Raw genomic sequence first — 18477 nt, 5'->3', positions numbered from 1 at the left:
ACGCCCATACAAACCAGTATTCCTGACTAAATATTGAAAGCACTAGCTAAACAAGAAAACTTTTGCGGACGTATTTGCTTGGAGGGATAGATTGTCCATTCTTTTAGAAAGTTCATGTGAGGACGGGTCAGTTCTGTACGCGGTATTTGGTTTCCAAGCTTGGCTTAAGCTCTATCCCCAATATCGTCCATCAAAGGCTCAATTTTTGTTTTAGGGGGGGCTGACAACTCCATTTTGTAGGCAAGAAACCACATCATGGCCACTCCTAGAATCCAGAAAAGGATCTGCCATGCCCATATAGATGGAATGCCAAATGTCCACCCTTCCGGCCCTTCGTTTGGAGCCCCAAATATAGAGTTTCCAATGACAGCGCCAGGCCCTATCCCAAAGAAGAGCCATGCGAGGGTTACGATCCAGGCGACGGGCACGAGACTTCTCTTGCTGGTGGGCAGAGATGCAACCTCTCTGAGGAAGTTGTGGTAACCCATCCTATGCTTCGTTCCGCTTTCAGTTTGAGTCGTAGCGGATACAATAGCACAAACGGCAACATTAAAAATGATCCCCCATCCCGCAGAGTGAATGGTCCAGGGCCACCGGCCCCAAGGAAGGTCCACGCCTATGCTACCAGCTATTGCCATTCCAAACTTTTCTGTAAAGATTACTGCCAGCAGACCAGCAACTAGGCCCCAACTAGCACCTTGTCGTGTGATCCAAGGTATCCAGCAAACAGCTGCCAGAGATGGCCACATCTGGAATCCAAATGCAACTGCGAGACCTCCGAGTAATACCAGTGCATCCTGGGAGTAGGTGGCCACCAGTAAAGCAGAAATTACTATAAAGGCCACTCCTATTCGCCCAAAGAGCTTTTGCGTTGTATGATTTGCGGAGGGATCAATATATCGCTTATATACATCTCTAGTAAGCATCCCACCTGCCGTGGACATATAAGCGGCTCCAGTGGATTGCATTGCCGCTAGTGCGCAGACGGCTAGAAGTCCAACGAACCAAGGGGCGGCATCGCCAATTAAATTTATATAATGCGGGATCAAACCACCTTGTTTGTTGGCAGTTAGGTCGGGTATCACATTGGCAATACCAGCCACTTCGGTGACTGATGGTGTTGCTCCTAGAAAATGGGCCCCCATTCCCTGGGCGGCAGTGAAAAAGAATAGTATTAAACCGATTCCAAACGCAGATGCCCACACTTGCTGTGGGGCGAACGGTGTCGGGTCAGCATTTGCAAAGGACCACATGGAAAAGGCTGGTGCAGATTGGATGCCCATAAGGGCAAACATATAAGTAAGCACCATGATTCCAGTCCACAGTCCCCCTATTGGAGTTTCTACACCGAGTCCAGCAGTGAACTGGATTACGCCGGGGATCGCCAAATATGCATTATGCCCGTCTGCAGTTGCACCCCATTTGCCGATATCGGTTTTACCTAGTGTTGCCATGGCATCATTGAATGAGCCCCAGCCTCCCAGCTGGCTATAGGCGATGAACCCAATGGACACTATTCCGAAGGCAAGTAGGATGCATTGGAGGGTATCGACATAGGCTACTGCCCGAAGTCCGCCCGAAGCGACATAGATCAAAACCACAGCTGAGAGAACCCACATTCCTACGCCGCGTGAAACCAAATCATCGGTTAATACATTGAAGAGGAATCCGGAGGCGCCTAACTGGACACCCAGATAAGGAATCGAGAATAACAATGCCACTATGACCACCAAAATCCGGATCATATCACCCTGAAAATAGTCGGATAGCATTTCACCAGGCGTTACATAGCCGAAACGTTTCCCTAACATCCATTGGCGTTTCAGAAAAATGACACCTGTGAAAGGGATCGTGATCGCGTAAAACGAAGCATACGCGTATTGGAAGCCATCCCGGTAAATAAGTCCTGGATGTCCCATGAAAGTCCAACCAGAGAACGAAGTTGCTGTTGCTGCTAGTACAAAAACCCAAATTGATAGCCGTCGTCCTGCTATAAAGTAGTCCGACGCCGTTTTAGATGTAAGCGCTCCCCGGACCCCCCAATAAATACAATAGGCCCAATACAGTGCTACAAATACAAACAGCCATACGATCTTAGCTTCCATCAGGCCTTTTCCTCCCTAGCTAGGCTATGTTTTCATCCACTAATTTCGGACGATGCCGTTGTCTCTTGGCAGTAGAGTGTTTGTCCGCTCACTCCAGTCGGCCAGCCTGTGCTGCAGCTTACCCCATGCCTTTAAGGTCGGCAAGGTCATGAATTGTTTTTGTTTTCAATCATTTAGAATGTCATCGAGAGAGTATGACAGGCTATTTTGTGTATGCCTCCTGGAGCACTGTCTTTGTGTAGGCATTGACCTTTGTGTAGGCATTGACAAGTGTGGCGATGGTGGGCCCGGCAGGACTCGAACCTGCGACATCACCGTTATGAGCGGCGCGTTCTAACCAGCTGAACTACGGGCCCCGTGGTATTCAATTTAACATTGCAGCACGTTTATTTGACAATTTACCACATTGCTATGGGCATTGATGTTAATTGTGGTATTGGGGTTTCACCTCAGGCTATTTCGCGGTGTAGTCATTAATTTTATAGAACTTATTATGTGTCAAGAAAGCTTCTGAGTTTTCGCGATCGTGACGGGTGTTTTAACTTGCGCAGCGCCTTGGCCTCTATTTGTCTAATGCGTTCCCGGGTCACGGAAAACTGTTGGCCAACCTCCTCAAGAGTATGGTCAGTATTCATTCCAATGCCAAATCGCATTCTTAGGACGCGTTCTTCACGCGGTGTAAGGGAGGACAAAACACGGGTGGTGGTTTCGCGTAGGTTAGAGTGTACTGCTGCATCTAGAGGAATTATTGCGTTTTTGTCTTCAATAAAGTCTCCTAGATGGCTGTCCTCTTCATCGCCTATCGGTGTTTCTAGGCTTATTGGTTCTTTTGCAATCTTGAGAACTTTCCGCACTTTGTCCAAAGGCATGCTTAATTTTTGAGCTAGCTCATCGGGAGTGGGTTCGCGGCCAATCTCATGGAGCATTTGGCGAGAAGTCCGAACTAGCTTGTTTATTGTTTCTATCATGTGCACTGGTATTCGAATGGTGCGCGCCTGGTCGGCAATGGACCTAGTTATCGCTTGTCTAATCCACCACGTTGCGTAGGTAGAGAACTTATAACCCCTTCGGTACTCGAACTTATCGACTGCCTTCATGAGGCCTATATTGCCTTCTTGTATGAGATCCAGAAATTGTAGACCCCTGTTGGTGTATTTTTTGGCAATAGATATAACCAATCTTAGATTAGCTTCGATCATCTCCTTCTTTGCTCGGGTCGCCTCTCTTTCGCCTTTTTGCACGGCTGAGACTATTTTTCTGAATTCAGGGATAGTTAGGCTAGATATAATCGCGATTTCCGCTATGCTGGCCCTGATTTCATTCACGTCCTCTTTGCGGCTTTTAGCAAATTCTTTCCAACCCTTCTCTTTCAGACGACCAACCCGCCTCAGCCAACCGGTCTCTAGTTCGTTTCCTATGTATTGTTTTAAGAAGCTTTCGCGGCTGATTTTATGCCTCGAGGCGAGACGAAAAAGTTTTCCCTCAAGACCAATCAAGCGGCGGTTGAGCCCATACAATTGGTCAACAAGCTCCTCGACCCGGAAATTATTGAGCTCGACTCGCTTCTGTAGGCCAGGAGGGTTGACCATGATATCTTTTATTTCCTGGAGTAGCTTTCCATGCCGCTTCAAGGTGGCGGGGCTAATTTCATCTCTGGTCTGGGCCGCCTCCAACTTCTGAACCTGAATACGAGAAATCTTGGTCGCTGATTTGGCTATCACCCCAAAAACTTTTAGAATTTTTGGGCGTAGAGCCTCTTCCATGGCTGAAATAGGGACATTCCCTTCGTTGTCATCCGAATCATCGTCGTCGCTATTTTCGCTATCACTGGAATCAGGGTTTGGGCTTTGGCCATTCCCTGATGCCGAGGTGGGGGCGCTTGCTCCAATGGTTGGGCCTCCGAAGGTTCCATCAAGATCAATTACTTCTCTCAATAGCATTGTTTCATTGTCAATGGAGCTATGCCAATTTTTGATGGCTGAAAGGGTGATAGGGTTTTCGCAAATGGACCCAAACATCATGTTTCGCCCTGCTTCAATGCGTTTTGCTATTGCAATTTCACCTTCTCGAGAGAGAAGTTCAACGCTGCCCATCTCACGCAGATATAGCCGGACGGGATCATCTGTTCGGCCCAATTCGTCGTCACTTTTTGCTGTTTCCTGAGGAGCTTCTTTTTGTTCGGAGCTTTCCGTAGGACTCTCTTCGGAATCGTCGTCGTCTACGATCTGGATTCCTAACTCATTGAATGTGGCTTGGATATCTTCTATTTGCTCTGAAGAAATTTGATCACTTGGCAACGCCTTAGTGAGGTCGTTTAGAGTGACGTAGCCAGTTTCTTGGCCTTTTGTCAGAAGTGCTTTGACCGCGGCCCCAGCTTTTTCGACGAGGGGAAGGTCAGTGGCATCCGGTTTGGCATTTGAAGCGCTTTTGACCTGCTGTTTAGACATGAATTTTGAAACCTCAAAAGTTAAAGATGCGGAGCGTTCCAGGTAGAACGTCAAGCGTGACTGTCAGCAGCGGATTCTCCTATGGGTTGAGTATATTTCCCAGCCCTTTAGCCCATCCAGCGCCAATGGCGCCCTTAAATACATGATAACGTCATTGTTGGCAATGAAGTCAAGATTTTGGGTGGGTGGTTTCTTCCCGATGAATGGCAAGAGTTTCTCTCCACGCCAGCAGCGCAGCTTCAGCGTTAGATTCTGGTCGAATGCTCGGTTCAATGATGGTCTGGTTCCATCCAGTTCTATCAAACAACAGGGCAATGGTGTCACCATGCCCTTTGTTGCTTAACTCCTCTCTGGCTCTGCTGTAATTTATTGTTGGATCCTGTCGCCAGACGTCGAGTAAAGATGCTAAGAGGGTTTGAAGTTTTGGGTTGCGTATTTGTATTTCTAGCAAGTCTTCGCGAACGTCCTTTATGAGCTCAGGATGTCCAACGAGGGTCGCAATGAGAACGCGCTCGCGGTGTTCCGGGTCGCCCGATTTGTTTCTTCCCCGCGGATGGTTTTTTAAGAGTGTTGACGACTCCCATTTTTGAAATTGTTTCTTCTTTCCAACAAATGAGGGCTTATAAGCGAATAGTTGATCCACGCGTTTTTTGAACTCCGTCAAGTACCCCTGTTGTACAGTTCTGTCGGTAATAGATAGAGCAATTTTTCGAAGGTTTTGTCTAAATGCCGCTTGTCGTTCAGGTGTGTCTACGGGCTGTTCGAGTGCTAGTTGATTCCAGATGAAGTCAACAAGCGTGACTGGGCTTTGGATTAAATTTTTCAACTCCGTGATCTTATTTTCTAAAACCAGGCTGTCAGGATCATGTCCGTTGGGAAGAAAGACAAAACTAAGTGAGTGTCCGGGTTTTAGCAATGGAAGTGCCCGAGTGGCTGCTCGGTAGGCCGCCTTGCGCCCTGCTGGATCACCATCGAAACAAACTAGGGGTTCGGGAGACAGCCGCCAGAGCTGGATAATTTGCTCATCCGTAAGGGCGGTGCCTAGTGGAGCGACGGAGCGAGTGAAGCCTGAACGATGCAACGCTATCACATCCATGTAACCCTCTGCGACGATCAAAGTCGACGATTTGCTTTTTGCAGCAACGGCGTTAGACAGATTATAGAGAGTTAATCCTTTCCGGAACACGTCGGTTTCTGGTGAATTTATGTATTTGGGTTCGCCGTTGCCTAGTGTTCGCCCACCAAAGCCAACTACCTTTCTTGTTTTATCAATGATGGGAAAAATTATTCGGCCACGAAAAAAATCGTAAGGTTTTCTGCTATCTTCTGGTTGTCTTACGAGACCTGAGGCTAGCAAGCTAGATGGTGTTACTTTTTGTTCGACCATGTGAGTTGACAAGGTGGTTCCAGTGTTGGGCGAAAACCCAAGGCGAAAATGCCTTGCTGTGGTGCCGTCCAATCCTCGAGCGCTCAGATACTTGCGAGCAGTTTTGCCACTCGGGCTTCTTAGCTGTGTTTCAAACCATTTTGTAGCGAGTTCGTTAATGTCCACTAAGGTTCGTCGGCGAGCTCTTTGCAAATCTGCATCAGCTGATTGCGCTGGTATAGCTATGCCGCACTCATTGGCTATGTGCTCCACTGCTTCTACGAACGATAGCCCCTCCAGTTGCATAATAAACCCAAAGATGTCGCCGTGCGCTTCGCATCCGAAGCAGTGGAAAAAACCTTTCTCCTCATTAATCGTAAAGGAGGGGGTTTTTTCAGTATGGAAAGGACACAAGCCCTTAAATTCTACACCATGCTGCGTAAGGGTTATCCGACTACCAGCCAATTGGCTCAGAGAAACTCGCGTTCGTAGATCGTCAATGAAACTAGGCGGGAACCCCATGGCAAGCTCGTTATGTGCTGGTGAGACGTTCCTTGACTATATTACTTGCTTGTGAAAAGTCCATCTGTCCCGAGTAGGTGGCCTTGAGTTTTGCCATTATCTTGCCCATGTCCTTGATGCAGGTGGCGTCTAGTTTTTCAATTGTTTTGGATACCACTATTGCCATTTCCTCATAGCTCATCTGGGTTGGCAGGTAGTTCTCAATAATACGGATTTCTGCGGCCTCTCTTTCCGCCAAATCGTCCCGTCCGCCTTGTTTATATACCTGAATTGATTCTCGTCTTTGTTTAATCATTTTTGCCAGCATTTGTTTGATTGCTGTATCATCCTCGTCGGTGGACGGCGCAGGTGCATTCGTGTCCGTCCTAGAGGCTATGTCTCGGTCTTTTAGGGCAGCGAGTATTAAACGCAGCGTCGCAGTTCCGTATGTATCTTTCGCCTTCATAGCTGTTTTTAAGTCTGTAGCAAGTTGGTTTCGCAACATGTCATTTCTTTCAATATCATCCAGAAGAAAAAGGAATGTTAGGCAAGCACTCGGTGCACCTGGCCCTTTGACTTAACTGTTGGAAGCCCGTGGGTTAGAGTTTGCCGAAGGTGCGGGATACTACAACTTTGAGGCCTCTGTAGCCACCGATAATTGAAAATTTTATAGCGGCCTCCAATAGCAGTATTAAACAAGGGGTGGCTCTCTTGACGAGGTCTGTATCTCTGCGTACGTTGGCGGAAAATGTATTGAGCTTGGCCAGAGGATCTGGATGGCGGTCAGGGGTTAGTTTCTAAACATGTCGGAAAAGTTTGCGCGACCGTTCTCAAAACCTACCGGGGCGTTGGTCTTGGAAGACGGCATGGTCTTGGAGGGTAGGGGCATTGGCAAACTCGGAGAGGCCGTCGGGGAGGTGTGCTTCAATACCTCGATGACCGGCTATCAAGAAATTATAACAGACCCTTCCTATGCAGGCCAAATCATTACCTTCACTTTCCCACATATTGGAAATGTTGGGGCAAATGACGAAGATGATGAGTCCAGTCGACCTTTGGCTTGTGGGGTTCTTTTCCGGACTGACGTTACGTCCCCATCTAATTTTCGAGCACGGGTGCACTTGGACGAATGGCTACGTGCCAATGGGGTCATTGGGGTCTCCGGAATTGATACTCGGGCGCTAACCCTACACATCCGGGATGGAGGCGCCCCCAAGGGCGTCATCACGAACTATGGGGATCTGGGGTTCGAGGCGCGGCGCTGCCAACAAATGGCCATTGAGTGGAGTGGATTAGAAGGAATGGATCTAGCCACGGGGGCGGGCACGGATTCAATTGTGAGATGGTCTAAAGGTTTATGGGGACTTGGGAAGGGTTTCATTGAGGGAAGTGAAGTCAAGCATCACGTTGTAGCAATAGATTATGGAGCAAAATATAATATTTTCAGGAATCTGGCGAGTTCTGGTTGTGCTGTAACAGTTGTGCCACCAGAAACCCCGGTTAGAGATATCCTGGCTCTTAATCCGGATGGTGTATTCTTATCCAATGGTCCAGGGGATCCGGCAGCCACTGGGGGCATAGCGGTACCGATTATCAAGGAACTCATAAAATCGGGCTTGCCAATTTTCGGAATTTGTCTTGGGCATCAATTATTGGCGCTTGCCTTAGGCGCTCAGACTGGAAAGATGCAGCAAGGTCATCGCGGTGCCAATCATCCAGTTAAGGACATGGCCACGGGAAAGGTCGAGATCACTAGTCAAAATCATGGTTTTGTTGTTTTGGAAGATGGGTTGCCCAATGGTATTCGTCCTACCCATATATCTCTTTTCGATAAAACAATTGAAGGCCTCGCGGTTGATGGCCGGCCTATTTTCTCTGTTCAATATCATCCTGAGGCATCGCCGGGACCCCAAGATAGTCATTATTTATTTTCTAGATTTACCCAATTCATGAGCGTTACCTAGCAATCTGCAATCCGAGGCTTTGACGCCCGCACTTTGTATGAAGAACACTAGATGCCTAAAAGAACTGATATACAAAGCATACTTATAGTTGGAGCGGGGCCAATCATTATTGGCCAGGCTTGCGAGTTTGATTACTCGGGCGCTCAGGCTTGTAAGGCTTTGAAGGAGGAAGGCTATAGGGTTATTCTGGTTAATTCTAATCCAGCTACTATCATGACTGATCCCAGTCTGTCCTCTGCTACATATATCGAGCCTATAACTCCTGACTTTGTCGCAAAGATAATTGAGGAGGAGAGGCCCGATGCATTGTTGTCTACAATGGGTGGTCAGACGGCCTTAAATATAGGTTTCGCGCTTTCCGAATCTGGTGTTCTGTCCAAGTTTGGTGTGGAGATGATAGGGGCTAATTACGATGCAATCGCAAATGCCGAGGACAGGGATTTGTTCAAGCAGGCAATGGGCCGGATCGGGTTGGAAATGCCTCGTAGTGCGATGGTTCGCACTGAGGCGGAAATAGCTCCAGCCCTTGAGAAAATAGGGCTGCCGGCGATTATGAGGCCATCTTTTACGCTTGGAGGAGAGGGGGGAGGAGTTGCCTACAACCGGAAAGAGTTTGAGGAGATCGTTGCGCATGGATTACACATATCACCCACCTCGGAAGTCCTGGTTGAAGAATCCATTATAGGATGGAAGGAATACGAAATGGAGGTAATGCGGGATGCCGCCGATAATTGTATTATCATTTGCTCCATAGAGAACATAGACCCGATGGGGGTTCACACGGGCGATAGCATTACTGTTGCGCCGGCATTAACGCTGACTGATAAGGAGTATCAGATTATGCGGAATGCCTCTATAGCCGTTCTGCGGGAGATTGGTGTGGAAACGGGTGGTTCAAATGTACAGTTCGCAGTTGATCCAAACAGTGGCCGCCTCGTCGTCATTGAGATGAATCCAAGAGTTTCAAGGTCTTCAGCGCTTGCATCCAAGGCGACGGGTTTTCCAATTGCGCGCATTGCTGCGAAATTGGCTGTTGGTTACACACTGGATGAAATAACGAATGATATTACTGGTGTAACCCCAGCTTCATTCGAACCGACCATCGATTATGTGGTTACCAAAATTCCAAGGTTTACATTTGAAAAATTTCCTGAAGTTGATTGCACCCTCACGACTGCCATGAAGTCAGTTGGTGAGACAATGGCCATAGGAAGTTCGTTTGCTGAGTCGATCCAAAAGGGTCTCTGCTCTATGGAAATAGGCCTCTCTGGTTTTGATGAAATCAATCTCCTTGGCTTTGAACAGGGTGAGGCGGATCCAGCTACCTTGATGTCCAAACTCTCTAAGCCGACCCCTGATAGACTGCTTTTGATTGCTCAGTCATTTCGGGCAGGGTTATCGCTAAATACAATTCAACAGGCCACGGGCTATGACCCTTGGTTTCTAGGGCAAGTTGAACAAATTGTGGCTATGGAGGAGGAAATCCGACTAAACGGCTTGCCAGATAAAAAGGAAGATTGGTGGCAAATTAAGGCAATGGGTTTTTCCGATCTTCGGCTTGCCAAACTTACTGGTTTGGAGGCTTACGCTGTATTTGCAAACCGGCAGAAATTTGATGTTTATCCTGCATTTAGACGAGTAGACACATGTGGAGGAGAGTTTGCCTCTCAAACCTCTTATATGTACTCCACCTATGGATCTCCTTTTAATACTGGTGATCGCTTGTGTGAGGCGGAACCAAGCGTTCGTGAGAAAATAATGATTTTGGGCAGTGGTCCTAATCGAATTGGACAGGGGATAGAATTTGATTATTGTTGTGTCCACGCGGCTTACGGCTTGCGTGAGGCCGGGTTTGAAACGATCATGGTGAATTGTAATCCAGAAACTGTTTCAACAGATTATGATACCTCCGACCGTTTGTATTTTGAGCCATTAACCCATGAACATGTGCTGGAAATTGCAAAGAGGGAGATGTCCAAAGGAAAACTATTAGGGGTAATCGTCCAGTTTGGGGGGCAAACTCCCTTAAAATTAGCAGGTGCTCTCCAGGATGCTGGTTTGCCGATACTGGGCACACCTCCGGATGCTATAGACTTAGCGGAAGATAGAGAGCGGTTTAAGCGCGTCCTCAGTAACCTCAACCTTAAACAACCTGCTAGCGGGACTTGTCGCTCCGTTGGTGAAGCGGTTCAGGTAGCAGATGGGATCGGGTATCCTGTCTTGGTTCGTCCGTCTTATGTGTTAGGGGGGCGTTCAATGCAAATCGTTTACGAGAAGACCTCGCTGACAAGGTATGTTACGGAGGCATTAGCGGCCTCGGAGGGTTCTCCGGTGCTTATTGACCGCTTCTTGTCAGATGCAATTGAGGTTGATGTGGATGCGCTTTGTGATGGCAACGATGTCTACATAGCGGGCATAATGGAGCACATAGAGGAGGCAGGAATCCATTCGGGTGACTCCGCATGTGCGCTCCCGCCCTATTCACTGAGTGTTGGTATTGTTGAGGAATTGCGTAAGCAAACTATGGCGTTAGCTGGCGCTCTTAACGTGACCGGCCTCATGAATATACAATTTGCAGTGAAAATGGATGGACCTTCGGCAGAGATCTACATTCTGGAGGTTAACCCGCGCGCCAGTCGAACCATACCTTTTATTGCAAAGGCCACAGGAGTGTTGGTCGCTCAACTAGCGGCACGTGTAATGGCCGGCGAGGCTGTAAGTCATTTTGACCTGAGAGCGAAGTCTTTTTCTCATGTGGCGGTTAAAGAATCTGTCTTCCCATTTAGTAGATTCCCTGGGGTGGATGTTTTGCTGGGGCCGGAAATGCAATCTACGGGTGAAGTTATGGGTTTAGACACTGATTTTGGGCGCGCTTTTGCAAAATCACAGATTGCTGCCGGTACTACCCTGCCTATGAGCGGTACAGTTTTCGTATCAGTGCGCGAAAGTGATAAAAGGCATATTGTACCCCTTTGCAAAGATTTAGTTGGAATGGGGTTTGATTTATTAGCAACACGGGGGACGGCGGTTGCCCTGAAGGAAACAGGTATCCCTGTGAAAACCATAAACAAGGTCCGAGAAGGTAGGCCACACCTAGTAGATGCAATCACCGACGGGCAAGTTGATTTGATTTTTAATACTTCACAGGGGGCGCAATCTATAGCAGACAGCTTTAGCCTACGTCATGCCGCATTAATAAATGGTGTCCCATACTATACAACGATATCAGGAAGTAGGGCTGCGGTCAGCGGAATCTCGGCTTTATGTCGTGGCGCTCTTGAAGTCATGGCTCTTCAATCTTACACTTAACATCTGGTATGTTACGACTAAGTTATGTCCTGGTCGACTGAGCATTTCTGGGCGGCAGGCGGGGATTGGAAGGTGTTAAAATGGAAAGAGTTCCGATGACGGCTGATGGTTATGCTCGCTTGGGAGCAGAGTTAAAGCGGTTGAAGACTGAAGAACGCCCAAGCATTATTAAGGCAATTAGTGCGGCCCGTGAACATGGGGACCTTTCTGAAAATGCTGAGTATCATGCTGCTCGTGAACGCCAAAGCTTTGTGGAAGGTCGCGTGCGTGAACTTGAAGATAAGATGAGTCGGGCAGAGGTGATCGACGTTAGTAAGCTTTCAGGGAAACAGATAAAGTTTGGCGCTACAGTTACTCTGGCAGATGAGGAGACTGACGAAAAGAAAACATATCAGTTAGTGGGGGCTGATGAGGCAGATGTTAATAATGGACGGCTTTCCATCACATCACCGGTTGCCCGGGCGCTAATAGGTAGAGCGATTGGGGATTCGGTCCATGTAAACACGCCCAGCGGAAGTCGTTCGTACGAAGTTATGAAAATTAATTATCGTTGATTCTGTGAGCACTAGAGATCGGGTCTTTCCGAGATAATTGGATGCATGATGGGGTTAGATGATCCAGTTATTTGGGTTTTGGCTGACGAATATTCGGGTAATGTGAGCCAATGTTTGGGTGTAGCTGAGGCTTTAGGCTTACCTTACCAAGTGAAGCCAATTGTTTACAATAAGTGGGCAACGTTGCCAAACAGTGTTTTAGGTTCCAATATCCTGCACATTACTCGAAAGAGCGCAGGGGCAATTTGTTCGCCATGGCCCGATTTGGTGATAGCTTCTGGGCGTCGGACCGTGGCGGTAGCCCGCTATATAAAGAAAAGATCCCGCGCCAGTGTTTTCTTGGCCCAGATTATGTGGCCAGGGCGTCCCGTTGGGGATCTGGATCTTGTGTCGGTGCCGCTCCATGACGATATGGGGTCTAAAGAGGGTATTGTCAGGACCCTTGGTGCCCCCCACAATATTACAGCGAATCAGTTAGAAACGGCTGCGGAATCTTGGCAAGAAGATCTCAGTGTCTTGAGCCGCCCACGTATAGCTGTGCTTATGGGCGGCGATACCAAGCGTATGAGGTTCTCCTCTATCATGGCAGGTGATTTTGGAAGCAGGTGTTCCAATATGGCAAAGGCATTAGGCGGCTCTCTTATGGTCTCCACTAGCCGCAGAACTAACCGGATTGCTATGCGAACGTTCGTCGAGAGCCTAGACGGAGAGGTAAAAATCTTTAATTGGCACGAAGGCAACGATCTGAACCCATATCTGGGATATCTGGCTCTTAGTGATGCTGTGATAGTTACAGGAGATTCAATGTCCATGTGCACGGAGGCTTGTGCCACTGGTCGACCAGTGTTTATTTATGCTCCAGTTGGCATGACTGCCGCAAAACATAACAGGCTCCATAAGCATTTATTTGAGTATGGTGCTGCTCGACCACTTCCCGAGGTTTCTTTCCCGGAGACATTATTGAACTGGACCTATCCACCTATTAACGATGCTACTCTAGTTTCTAATGAGATCCGCAAAAGAATGGGGTTGCTCTCCTCCGAATCTAAGTCAGATCCAAAGTGGGTGTAATGTAAGGGTGCCTCTACCTATTAAAACATTCAGTAACAAAGATGGACCCGATTGTCTTTTTAAGGCTCTTGGTCACCCATTGGTCGCAACTTTAGCAGCTGGGTTGCTGGAAGATTTGCGGGCTGCTACCCAGGTGGCTGTCTATGATCCATTTGATATTCTTGATGCTTTTTCGGCTTTTAACGATCTCAATGAGATTAATTTTTCGGATTTGTATGTCCAAAATATTAATGACGTGGGTTGTGTCCGGCGAGGGTTGACAGCTCAGCCTTTATCGTTGCTTTCGCGTTCAAAGGCGGAGGTGGTGCTTGTGTTAATGTTCGACGCTGATAGGTTGTTGGCTCAAATTGATGGGCTTCTTCCGGCCAGTGCAACATGTCGTACCCTTAAAAGTTTGCGGTTACCAGATCACTTGATCACTCTTAATCAGAAGTATTTATCCCCAATAAACTTCGCAACAAACTTTGCTTTTTTTCGTGATGTTGGTGACCTCCATACTACCCTTACTACGGTCAATTATTGGCACGGCTATGGGGCGCGAGCAGTAAAATTGTGGCTGTGCCTTTTTGATGATGCGGGAGTTCCAGTCGCTACCTGGGAGGAGGAATTGCCGGACCAAAGTGCAGGTATTGTGATTGATAGCAGTGACGTTCGGAGGCGCTTTAATCTTGGTCCCTTTACTGGACAACTCTTTATTCATGCAATTGGGATAGCGGGCCATGACCAAATAAAGTATGTCTTGGACATATTCAGCGATGGATATGAGACTCTTTCCTGTACTCATGATGCTAATTCTTGGCCGGCGGAGGTTTATGCTGGTTTGCCGGCCCCTATGGGTGGGGAGGAGGTAACGTTGTGGGTACAAAACAGCCATCCCGTTGCTATACCTCCTCGTTCTATCGGCCTCCGTGTAATGGGGGTAGATGAGCTACATTGGATTGATGAGGTTGTGGAACCTTTCGCCACTATGCCTATTAATGTTTCTCAGATTATGTCACGCCCGGTGGCGGGGACCCAGTTGGAGCTTCACGCGGGAAAGTATCTCGTCAGGCCAAGGTATGAGGTGGTCGATTCCAGAGAGAGTAGGCGTATTGCTCATGTTAATGTTCAGCGAACTGACTTAATTCCTGACCAAAATCTTCCGAGGCTAAGGGGCCTTGTTGGCAAGGGATATATCCTTGCAGCACCAATTCTGCCGGCCAACCAATATGACTCCAAAGTTTTTTGGACTCCAATGGCAACAACACAGAATCAATTGGCTGCCCATCTTACTGTTTTTGACAGGGAGGGTATTGAGGTGAAGTCATTTCCTCTAAGGTTTTTGGGTCGGGGGGAGGCCATTCCCATATCTGTAACCGAGTGTCTAAGGAAGGTCAAAGGTGAGTTTCTTGAGCACTGTGGACATATGGAGTTGACTTACGACTTGGTCAATAATCCTGAGGCTGATGGGTGGCTGCATGCGATATTTTGCTATCGAAACACGATGTCCGGACACCAAGCAGAAACTAGTTTTGGATCACATATGTTTAATATTCCGGTGACCTATAAAGACCAGCCGCAATCATATACAGGTAAGCCTCCAGGCCTTAGTACGCGGTTATATGTCAGGGTAGGTCATCCAAGATTAGATACGATACTTCATTTAATTTATCCCGCGTCAATGCCTTGGCTTGAGACGTCGAATACGACTTTAAGTCTTAAAAACGGGTTAGGGCAGGAAGTTGCTACTCATACTTTGCAAATTCCTTGTGGGGGCTCGCGTATGATAAGTATTCGCGAGATTTTTAGAGCCTTCCTGGCAGGGAATAAAAATTTTACCGGGTATGTCTCGGTTCGGGATTTAGGATGTCGTATTTTTGGTTATCATGCATTAGTTCACCCGGAAGGAGCATTTTCGCTGGATCATATGTTTGGATTTTGAGGTTATGGGTTTGGACCTATTTTCCAGGTAGGTACGTCAGAGTGTGGCCGGGTTAGCCGGCCGTGTCTTCCGCTGTCTACTATAAGGATGCATTGTTTTACGGGGTTTCTGCAGTCTCAGATGCAAATTGCTTCAATAATTGCTCGCGCTCTTCCTTAAACTTAGTGAGTTGTCCTCCCTGGAGGAGAAGCCCAGACGGGAGTTTTACCCCTAGAGGGTTCACTTGCTTTCCGTGTTTCAAAACTTCGTAGTGCAGATGAGGCCCCGTAGATCTGCCTGTCGAGCCCACAAAACCAATCGTTTCACCTTGTTTCACCCTTTGCCCCGTGTGCAGGCCTGGCGCGAACTTGTGCAAGTGTGCATACGCTGTCTGATATACAGGCCCATGCCGCAATCGAAGATAATTTCCATAAGCCCCATGTGATCCCAACTTGTCGACAACGCCATCCCCGGCGGCAAAGATAGGCGTGCCTCTGGGCGCTCCAAAATCCACTCCCCGATGCATTTGAGTGTAACCTAGAGTTGGGTGCTTGCGATTTCCATAAGTAGAAGTGAGCCGCGCGCCATCGATTGGGGTACGCATCAAGGCCTTTCGAACGCTTTGTCCTTGGTCGTCGAAATAATCATCAATGCCCTGGTCTTTTAATGTGAATTTATAAACGTTCAAGCTAGTCCCGCTTAAATTCAGGGAAGAATATAATATCGCACCAACGTCGACGTTGCGTCCACCATCATCGACCAAAACTTCATAAAGTATTTCGAATTTATCCCCTTCTCTAATATCGCGTTGAAAATCTACGTCGTAGCTAAATATTCTAATAAGTTTTGCAAGGGTCTTGGCCGGTACATTTTTCCCGGAAGCCGCCTCGTAGAGATTGCTGTTAATAATTCCGCGAGCTTTCCGTTTTTTGGTTTTTAGCGACCGGGCTACAAAGCCGGCCACGAAAGTGCCGTCCAAAAGCCTGGCCACTCGGAGGCGTTGTTTAACATTTAGGTCGATTGAAAGCTCAGCAAGAATGGTTCCTGTCTCCGATGGGATGGCGGTTGTAGCTTTCCCAAAAAGGAGGTGTAGCATCTGACCAGGTTTTAGTTTTCTGGGGTTAGTGAGTTTTCTGGCTGCGGAAATAGCCCTCTCGGCTTCTAAGGGTCTAACGTTGGAGTTGACCAATGCATCAAACAAAGTATCTCCTTCCTGGATTAAGATGGTGGTTGGTTGGCGCAGGTTTGTTCGCACCAATGCATTATCAGGTGTATTAAAGCCATAGTTCTCTATGGCAGTTTGGCTGAGTTTTCCTGCTTTTAGGTCGGCCTGTAAGGAGTAGAGGTGCTGGCTTATCTGGACGGCTTTTTTCATGAGGGAGTCGCTTGCGCGGTATGCCGTGTACCTGCCTTCAACATACTCAATGACCACTGTTTTGTTTGAAGGGGCCCCAAGTATTAGTTTTTGGAGTTGGTATCCGCCTCCTGATAAATTAAACTGCAAGGCGATTTTTTTCCCGGCCCTTATGTTATCAATATTATAAACTCCGTCCAAACTACGTAAGGCTAACCGGACTTCCTTAGGCGAAACTCTCTGTCTCCGTAATATGTTTTCTAAGGTGTCTCCGGGCTCTATTTTTATTATCTCGATACTAAGATCATTTGGGTAAGGGGTTTTCACGATAGGTGATGCTGGTTGCAGGGGAGTGTCTGTGTTTTCCTCATGCGATATTGTAGAGAGGGCGTCGTTTGACAAGGGCTCGTAAGAGTATGTCCCGTCCTTTTTTCTATTTACTCTTAGAGCATTCGCAGAGCCGGGAGAGACAATTACCGAAAGCAAAAACGAATGTTCTTTAGTGATTTGTGCGAACAATAACTGGATTTTCTGGCCAACGGGTAGCTGGGCAAAATCTATGTTCTGAGAGAGGGTTTGTGCAGCGTTGTACACATCTTGGGCAGCTGCCCCCGACCCGAGCAGCCGTTTAGCAAACGAATCTCCCTTTTTTATTGAGATAAGTTCCTCTCGGTACAATTCAGCTGGGATTCCTGGACTTGATGTTTTGTGTTGGGGTTCGACAGGGAGCTTTGATATTTCGTTTTTATCTGGCACAGAGTTGGTTGTTTGGCTGCTAGTCTTTTTCTCTGGTATCGGGTTAGTTGGTTTAGCGGGTGACGCTGTGGCTTCCTCCAAAGGCAATGTTATGGTCACATGGCCAGCCGGGGTATCGATTGCCGTGAGGCTCACAAGTCTAATGTCGCCATTTAGAGATTGTATTTTGAGGGTAAATCTTTGATTGACAGGTAGACTTCGCAGGTCTAGCTGGGGAGCAAGCGTCTTTATCGCTTCTCCTACATCTCTTTCGCTAAGCCCCGAACTTCGCAATAGGCTGATCAGTGTCTGGCCTTGCCTTAGCGTAATGGTGTGAGTGAATGATCCGTTGCTCTCGGTAGATCTTGTCAGATCGAGCGATGAGTGGATTGCGGTAGTCGCCTGAGGTTGCGATAATTTCTGAAGAACTAGTTTTTGGGTTAGGGAACGGACTATGGCCCAGTGCCGTTCACCAGTTCTGTGCAGAATTAGTCCAAGCATTTTTGCCTTATGACCGTTATTGTTGACAGATTCGTCCAGGTATAAATCCAAGGTTTGGCCGACTGGTATTTGGTTCAATTTGACTTCTCTACCCAGTAGGTGAGTGGCGTCTTGAATATCCTCGTCGGCTACCCGTGATTCTTTAAGAATGGAAGTGAGTGTATCCCCTTTCCCAAAGACTTTTTTTTCCAAGGTCGGGCCAACGTCTGGTTGAGTGGCAGATCTGGTAGTGCTTCCATCATCGCCGAGGGCAGCCTGTGTGGTAAGGCAAATTGTTGCAAGTGTAATGATTGTTGATTGGAGCCTTCGCCGTGCGGAAAGAAGAAATTGTGGTGTGGTTTTGGGGCAGGCGCAGCGAATTGAAGATAGTTGGGCCATTTTGAGATAGTGAGCTGGTGCCATTACCCATACATAAAGATAAGCTGTCTTTTATCAATAAGGAATATCATTCGGTAAAATATGGTAATATGGAGCCTAACGCCGGTTGACAGCAGTCAATAGAAGGCCGTATAACCTCTCCTCTCGTGCAGATTACCTTTTGTACGGGTTGAAGTGGCGTTCCACCGCCCATTAGTGGCGGAGGTCGGCGTGTGCTGTTTGAAAATGTAAATGATGAAGGGATGCGCAGGCGGCGGTGCTTGGCGCCGAAGCATTGGGCATCCTGCATATG

The 18477-nt window shown here is 47.7% G+C and carries 10 protein-coding genes and 1 tRNA gene; 5 read left to right on the top strand and 6 right to left on the bottom strand.

All coding sequences use genetic code 11. From position 1 onward, the window contains the following. Positions 1–164: 164 nt before the first annotated feature. The 5 genes from CMM32_12315 to CMM32_12295 form a co-directional block, all read right to left on the bottom strand. Positions 165–2105: a sodium:solute symporter gene (locus CMM32_12315; GenBank protein ID MBT07670.1), complete on the bottom strand. Its 1941-nt coding sequence runs from the start codon at positions 2103–2105 to the stop codon at positions 165–167. Positions 2106–2384: 279 nt separating this feature from the next. Next, positions 2385–2461: transfer RNA gene (locus tag CMM32_12310), tRNA-Met, on the bottom strand. Positions 2462–2596: 135 nt separating this feature from the next. Beyond that, on the bottom strand, positions 2597–4552 hold the full coding sequence (locus CMM32_12305) for an RNA polymerase sigma factor RpoD (GenBank protein ID MBT07669.1): 1956 nt from the start codon (positions 4550–4552) through the stop codon (positions 2597–2599). 169 nt (positions 4553–4721) lie between these two features. Beyond that, positions 4722–6440, bottom strand: coding sequence for a DNA primase (locus CMM32_12300; GenBank protein MBT07668.1), 1719 nt, complete (start codon positions 6438–6440; stop codon positions 4722–4724). Between the two features lie 10 nt (positions 6441–6450). Continuing rightward, on the bottom strand, positions 6451–6924 hold the full coding sequence (locus CMM32_12295; GenBank protein MBT07667.1) for a glutamyl-tRNA amidotransferase: 474 nt from the start codon (positions 6922–6924) through the stop codon (positions 6451–6453). A 298-nt stretch (positions 6925–7222) separates the two neighbouring features. On the opposite strand from CMM32_12295, the gene CMM32_12290 reads away from it, so the two are divergent. The 5 genes from CMM32_12290 to CMM32_12270 all read left to right on the top strand — a co-directional run bounded on the left by CMM32_12290 (position 7223) and on the right by CMM32_12270 (position 15238). Next, entirely contained in the window at positions 7223–8383 is a 1161-nt protein-coding gene (locus CMM32_12290) for a carbamoyl phosphate synthase small subunit (protein ID MBT07666.1), read from the top strand. A 51-nt stretch (positions 8384–8434) separates the two neighbouring features. Further along, on the top strand, positions 8435–11692 hold the full coding sequence (locus CMM32_12285) for a carbamoyl phosphate synthase large subunit (GenBank protein MBT07665.1): 3258 nt from the start codon (positions 8435–8437) through the stop codon (positions 11690–11692). An 80-nt stretch (positions 11693–11772) separates the two neighbouring features. Next, on the top strand, positions 11773–12246 hold the full coding sequence (locus tag CMM32_12280; GenBank protein MBT07664.1) for a transcription elongation factor GreA: 474 nt from the start codon (positions 11773–11775) through the stop codon (positions 12244–12246). Between the two features lie 45 nt (positions 12247–12291). After that, complete coding sequence (locus tag CMM32_12275; protein ID MBT07663.1) at positions 12292–13317, top strand: nucleoside-diphosphate sugar epimerase; 1026 nt, start codon at positions 12292–12294, stop codon at positions 13315–13317. A 7-nt stretch (positions 13318–13324) separates the two neighbouring features. Beyond that, on the top strand, positions 13325–15238 hold the full coding sequence (locus CMM32_12270) for a hypothetical protein (GenBank protein MBT07662.1): 1914 nt from the start codon (positions 13325–13327) through the stop codon (positions 15236–15238). Between the two features lie 97 nt (positions 15239–15335). On the opposite strand, the gene CMM32_12265 is transcribed toward CMM32_12270, so the two are convergent. Then, the gene (locus CMM32_12265; protein ID MBT07661.1) at positions 15336–18209 is read right to left on the bottom strand and encodes a hypothetical protein; all 2874 of its coding nucleotides are present in this window, start codon (positions 18207–18209) and stop codon (positions 15336–15338) included. Positions 18210–18477 lie beyond the last annotated feature (268 nt).

Source organism: Rhodospirillaceae bacterium (assembly GCA_002728255.1).
Classification (GTDB): domain Bacteria; phylum Pseudomonadota; class Alphaproteobacteria; order UBA7887; family UBA7887.
This window is presented reverse-complemented; position numbering and strand designations above follow the sequence as displayed.

Bases quoted from the DNA above. Each gene is read 5' to 3' on its own strand.
- CMM32_12315 (MBT07670.1), bottom strand. From the start codon at position 2,105: ATGGAAGCTAAGATCGTATGGCTGTTTGTATTTGTAGCACTGTATTGG.
- CMM32_12305 (MBT07669.1), bottom strand. From the start codon at position 4,552: ATGTCTAAACAGCAGGTCAAAAGCGCTTCAAATGCCAAACCGGATGCC.
- CMM32_12300 (MBT07668.1), bottom strand. From the start codon at position 6,440: ATGGGGTTCCCGCCTAGTTTCATTGACGATCTACGAACGCGAGTTTCT.
- CMM32_12295 (MBT07667.1), bottom strand. From the start codon at position 6,924: ATGTTGCGAAACCAACTTGCTACAGACTTAAAAACAGCTATGAAGGCG.
- CMM32_12290 (MBT07666.1), top strand. From the start codon at position 7,223: ATGTCGGAAAAGTTTGCGCGACCGTTCTCAAAACCTACCGGGGCGTTG.
- CMM32_12285 (MBT07665.1), top strand. From the start codon at position 8,435: ATGCCTAAAAGAACTGATATACAAAGCATACTTATAGTTGGAGCGGGG.
- CMM32_12280 (MBT07664.1), top strand. From the start codon at position 11,773: ATGGAAAGAGTTCCGATGACGGCTGATGGTTATGCTCGCTTGGGAGCA.
- CMM32_12275 (MBT07663.1), top strand. From the start codon at position 12,292: ATGATGGGGTTAGATGATCCAGTTATTTGGGTTTTGGCTGACGAATAT.
- CMM32_12265 (MBT07661.1), bottom strand. From the start codon at position 18,209: ATGGCACCAGCTCACTATCTCAAAATGGCCCAACTATCTTCAATTCGC.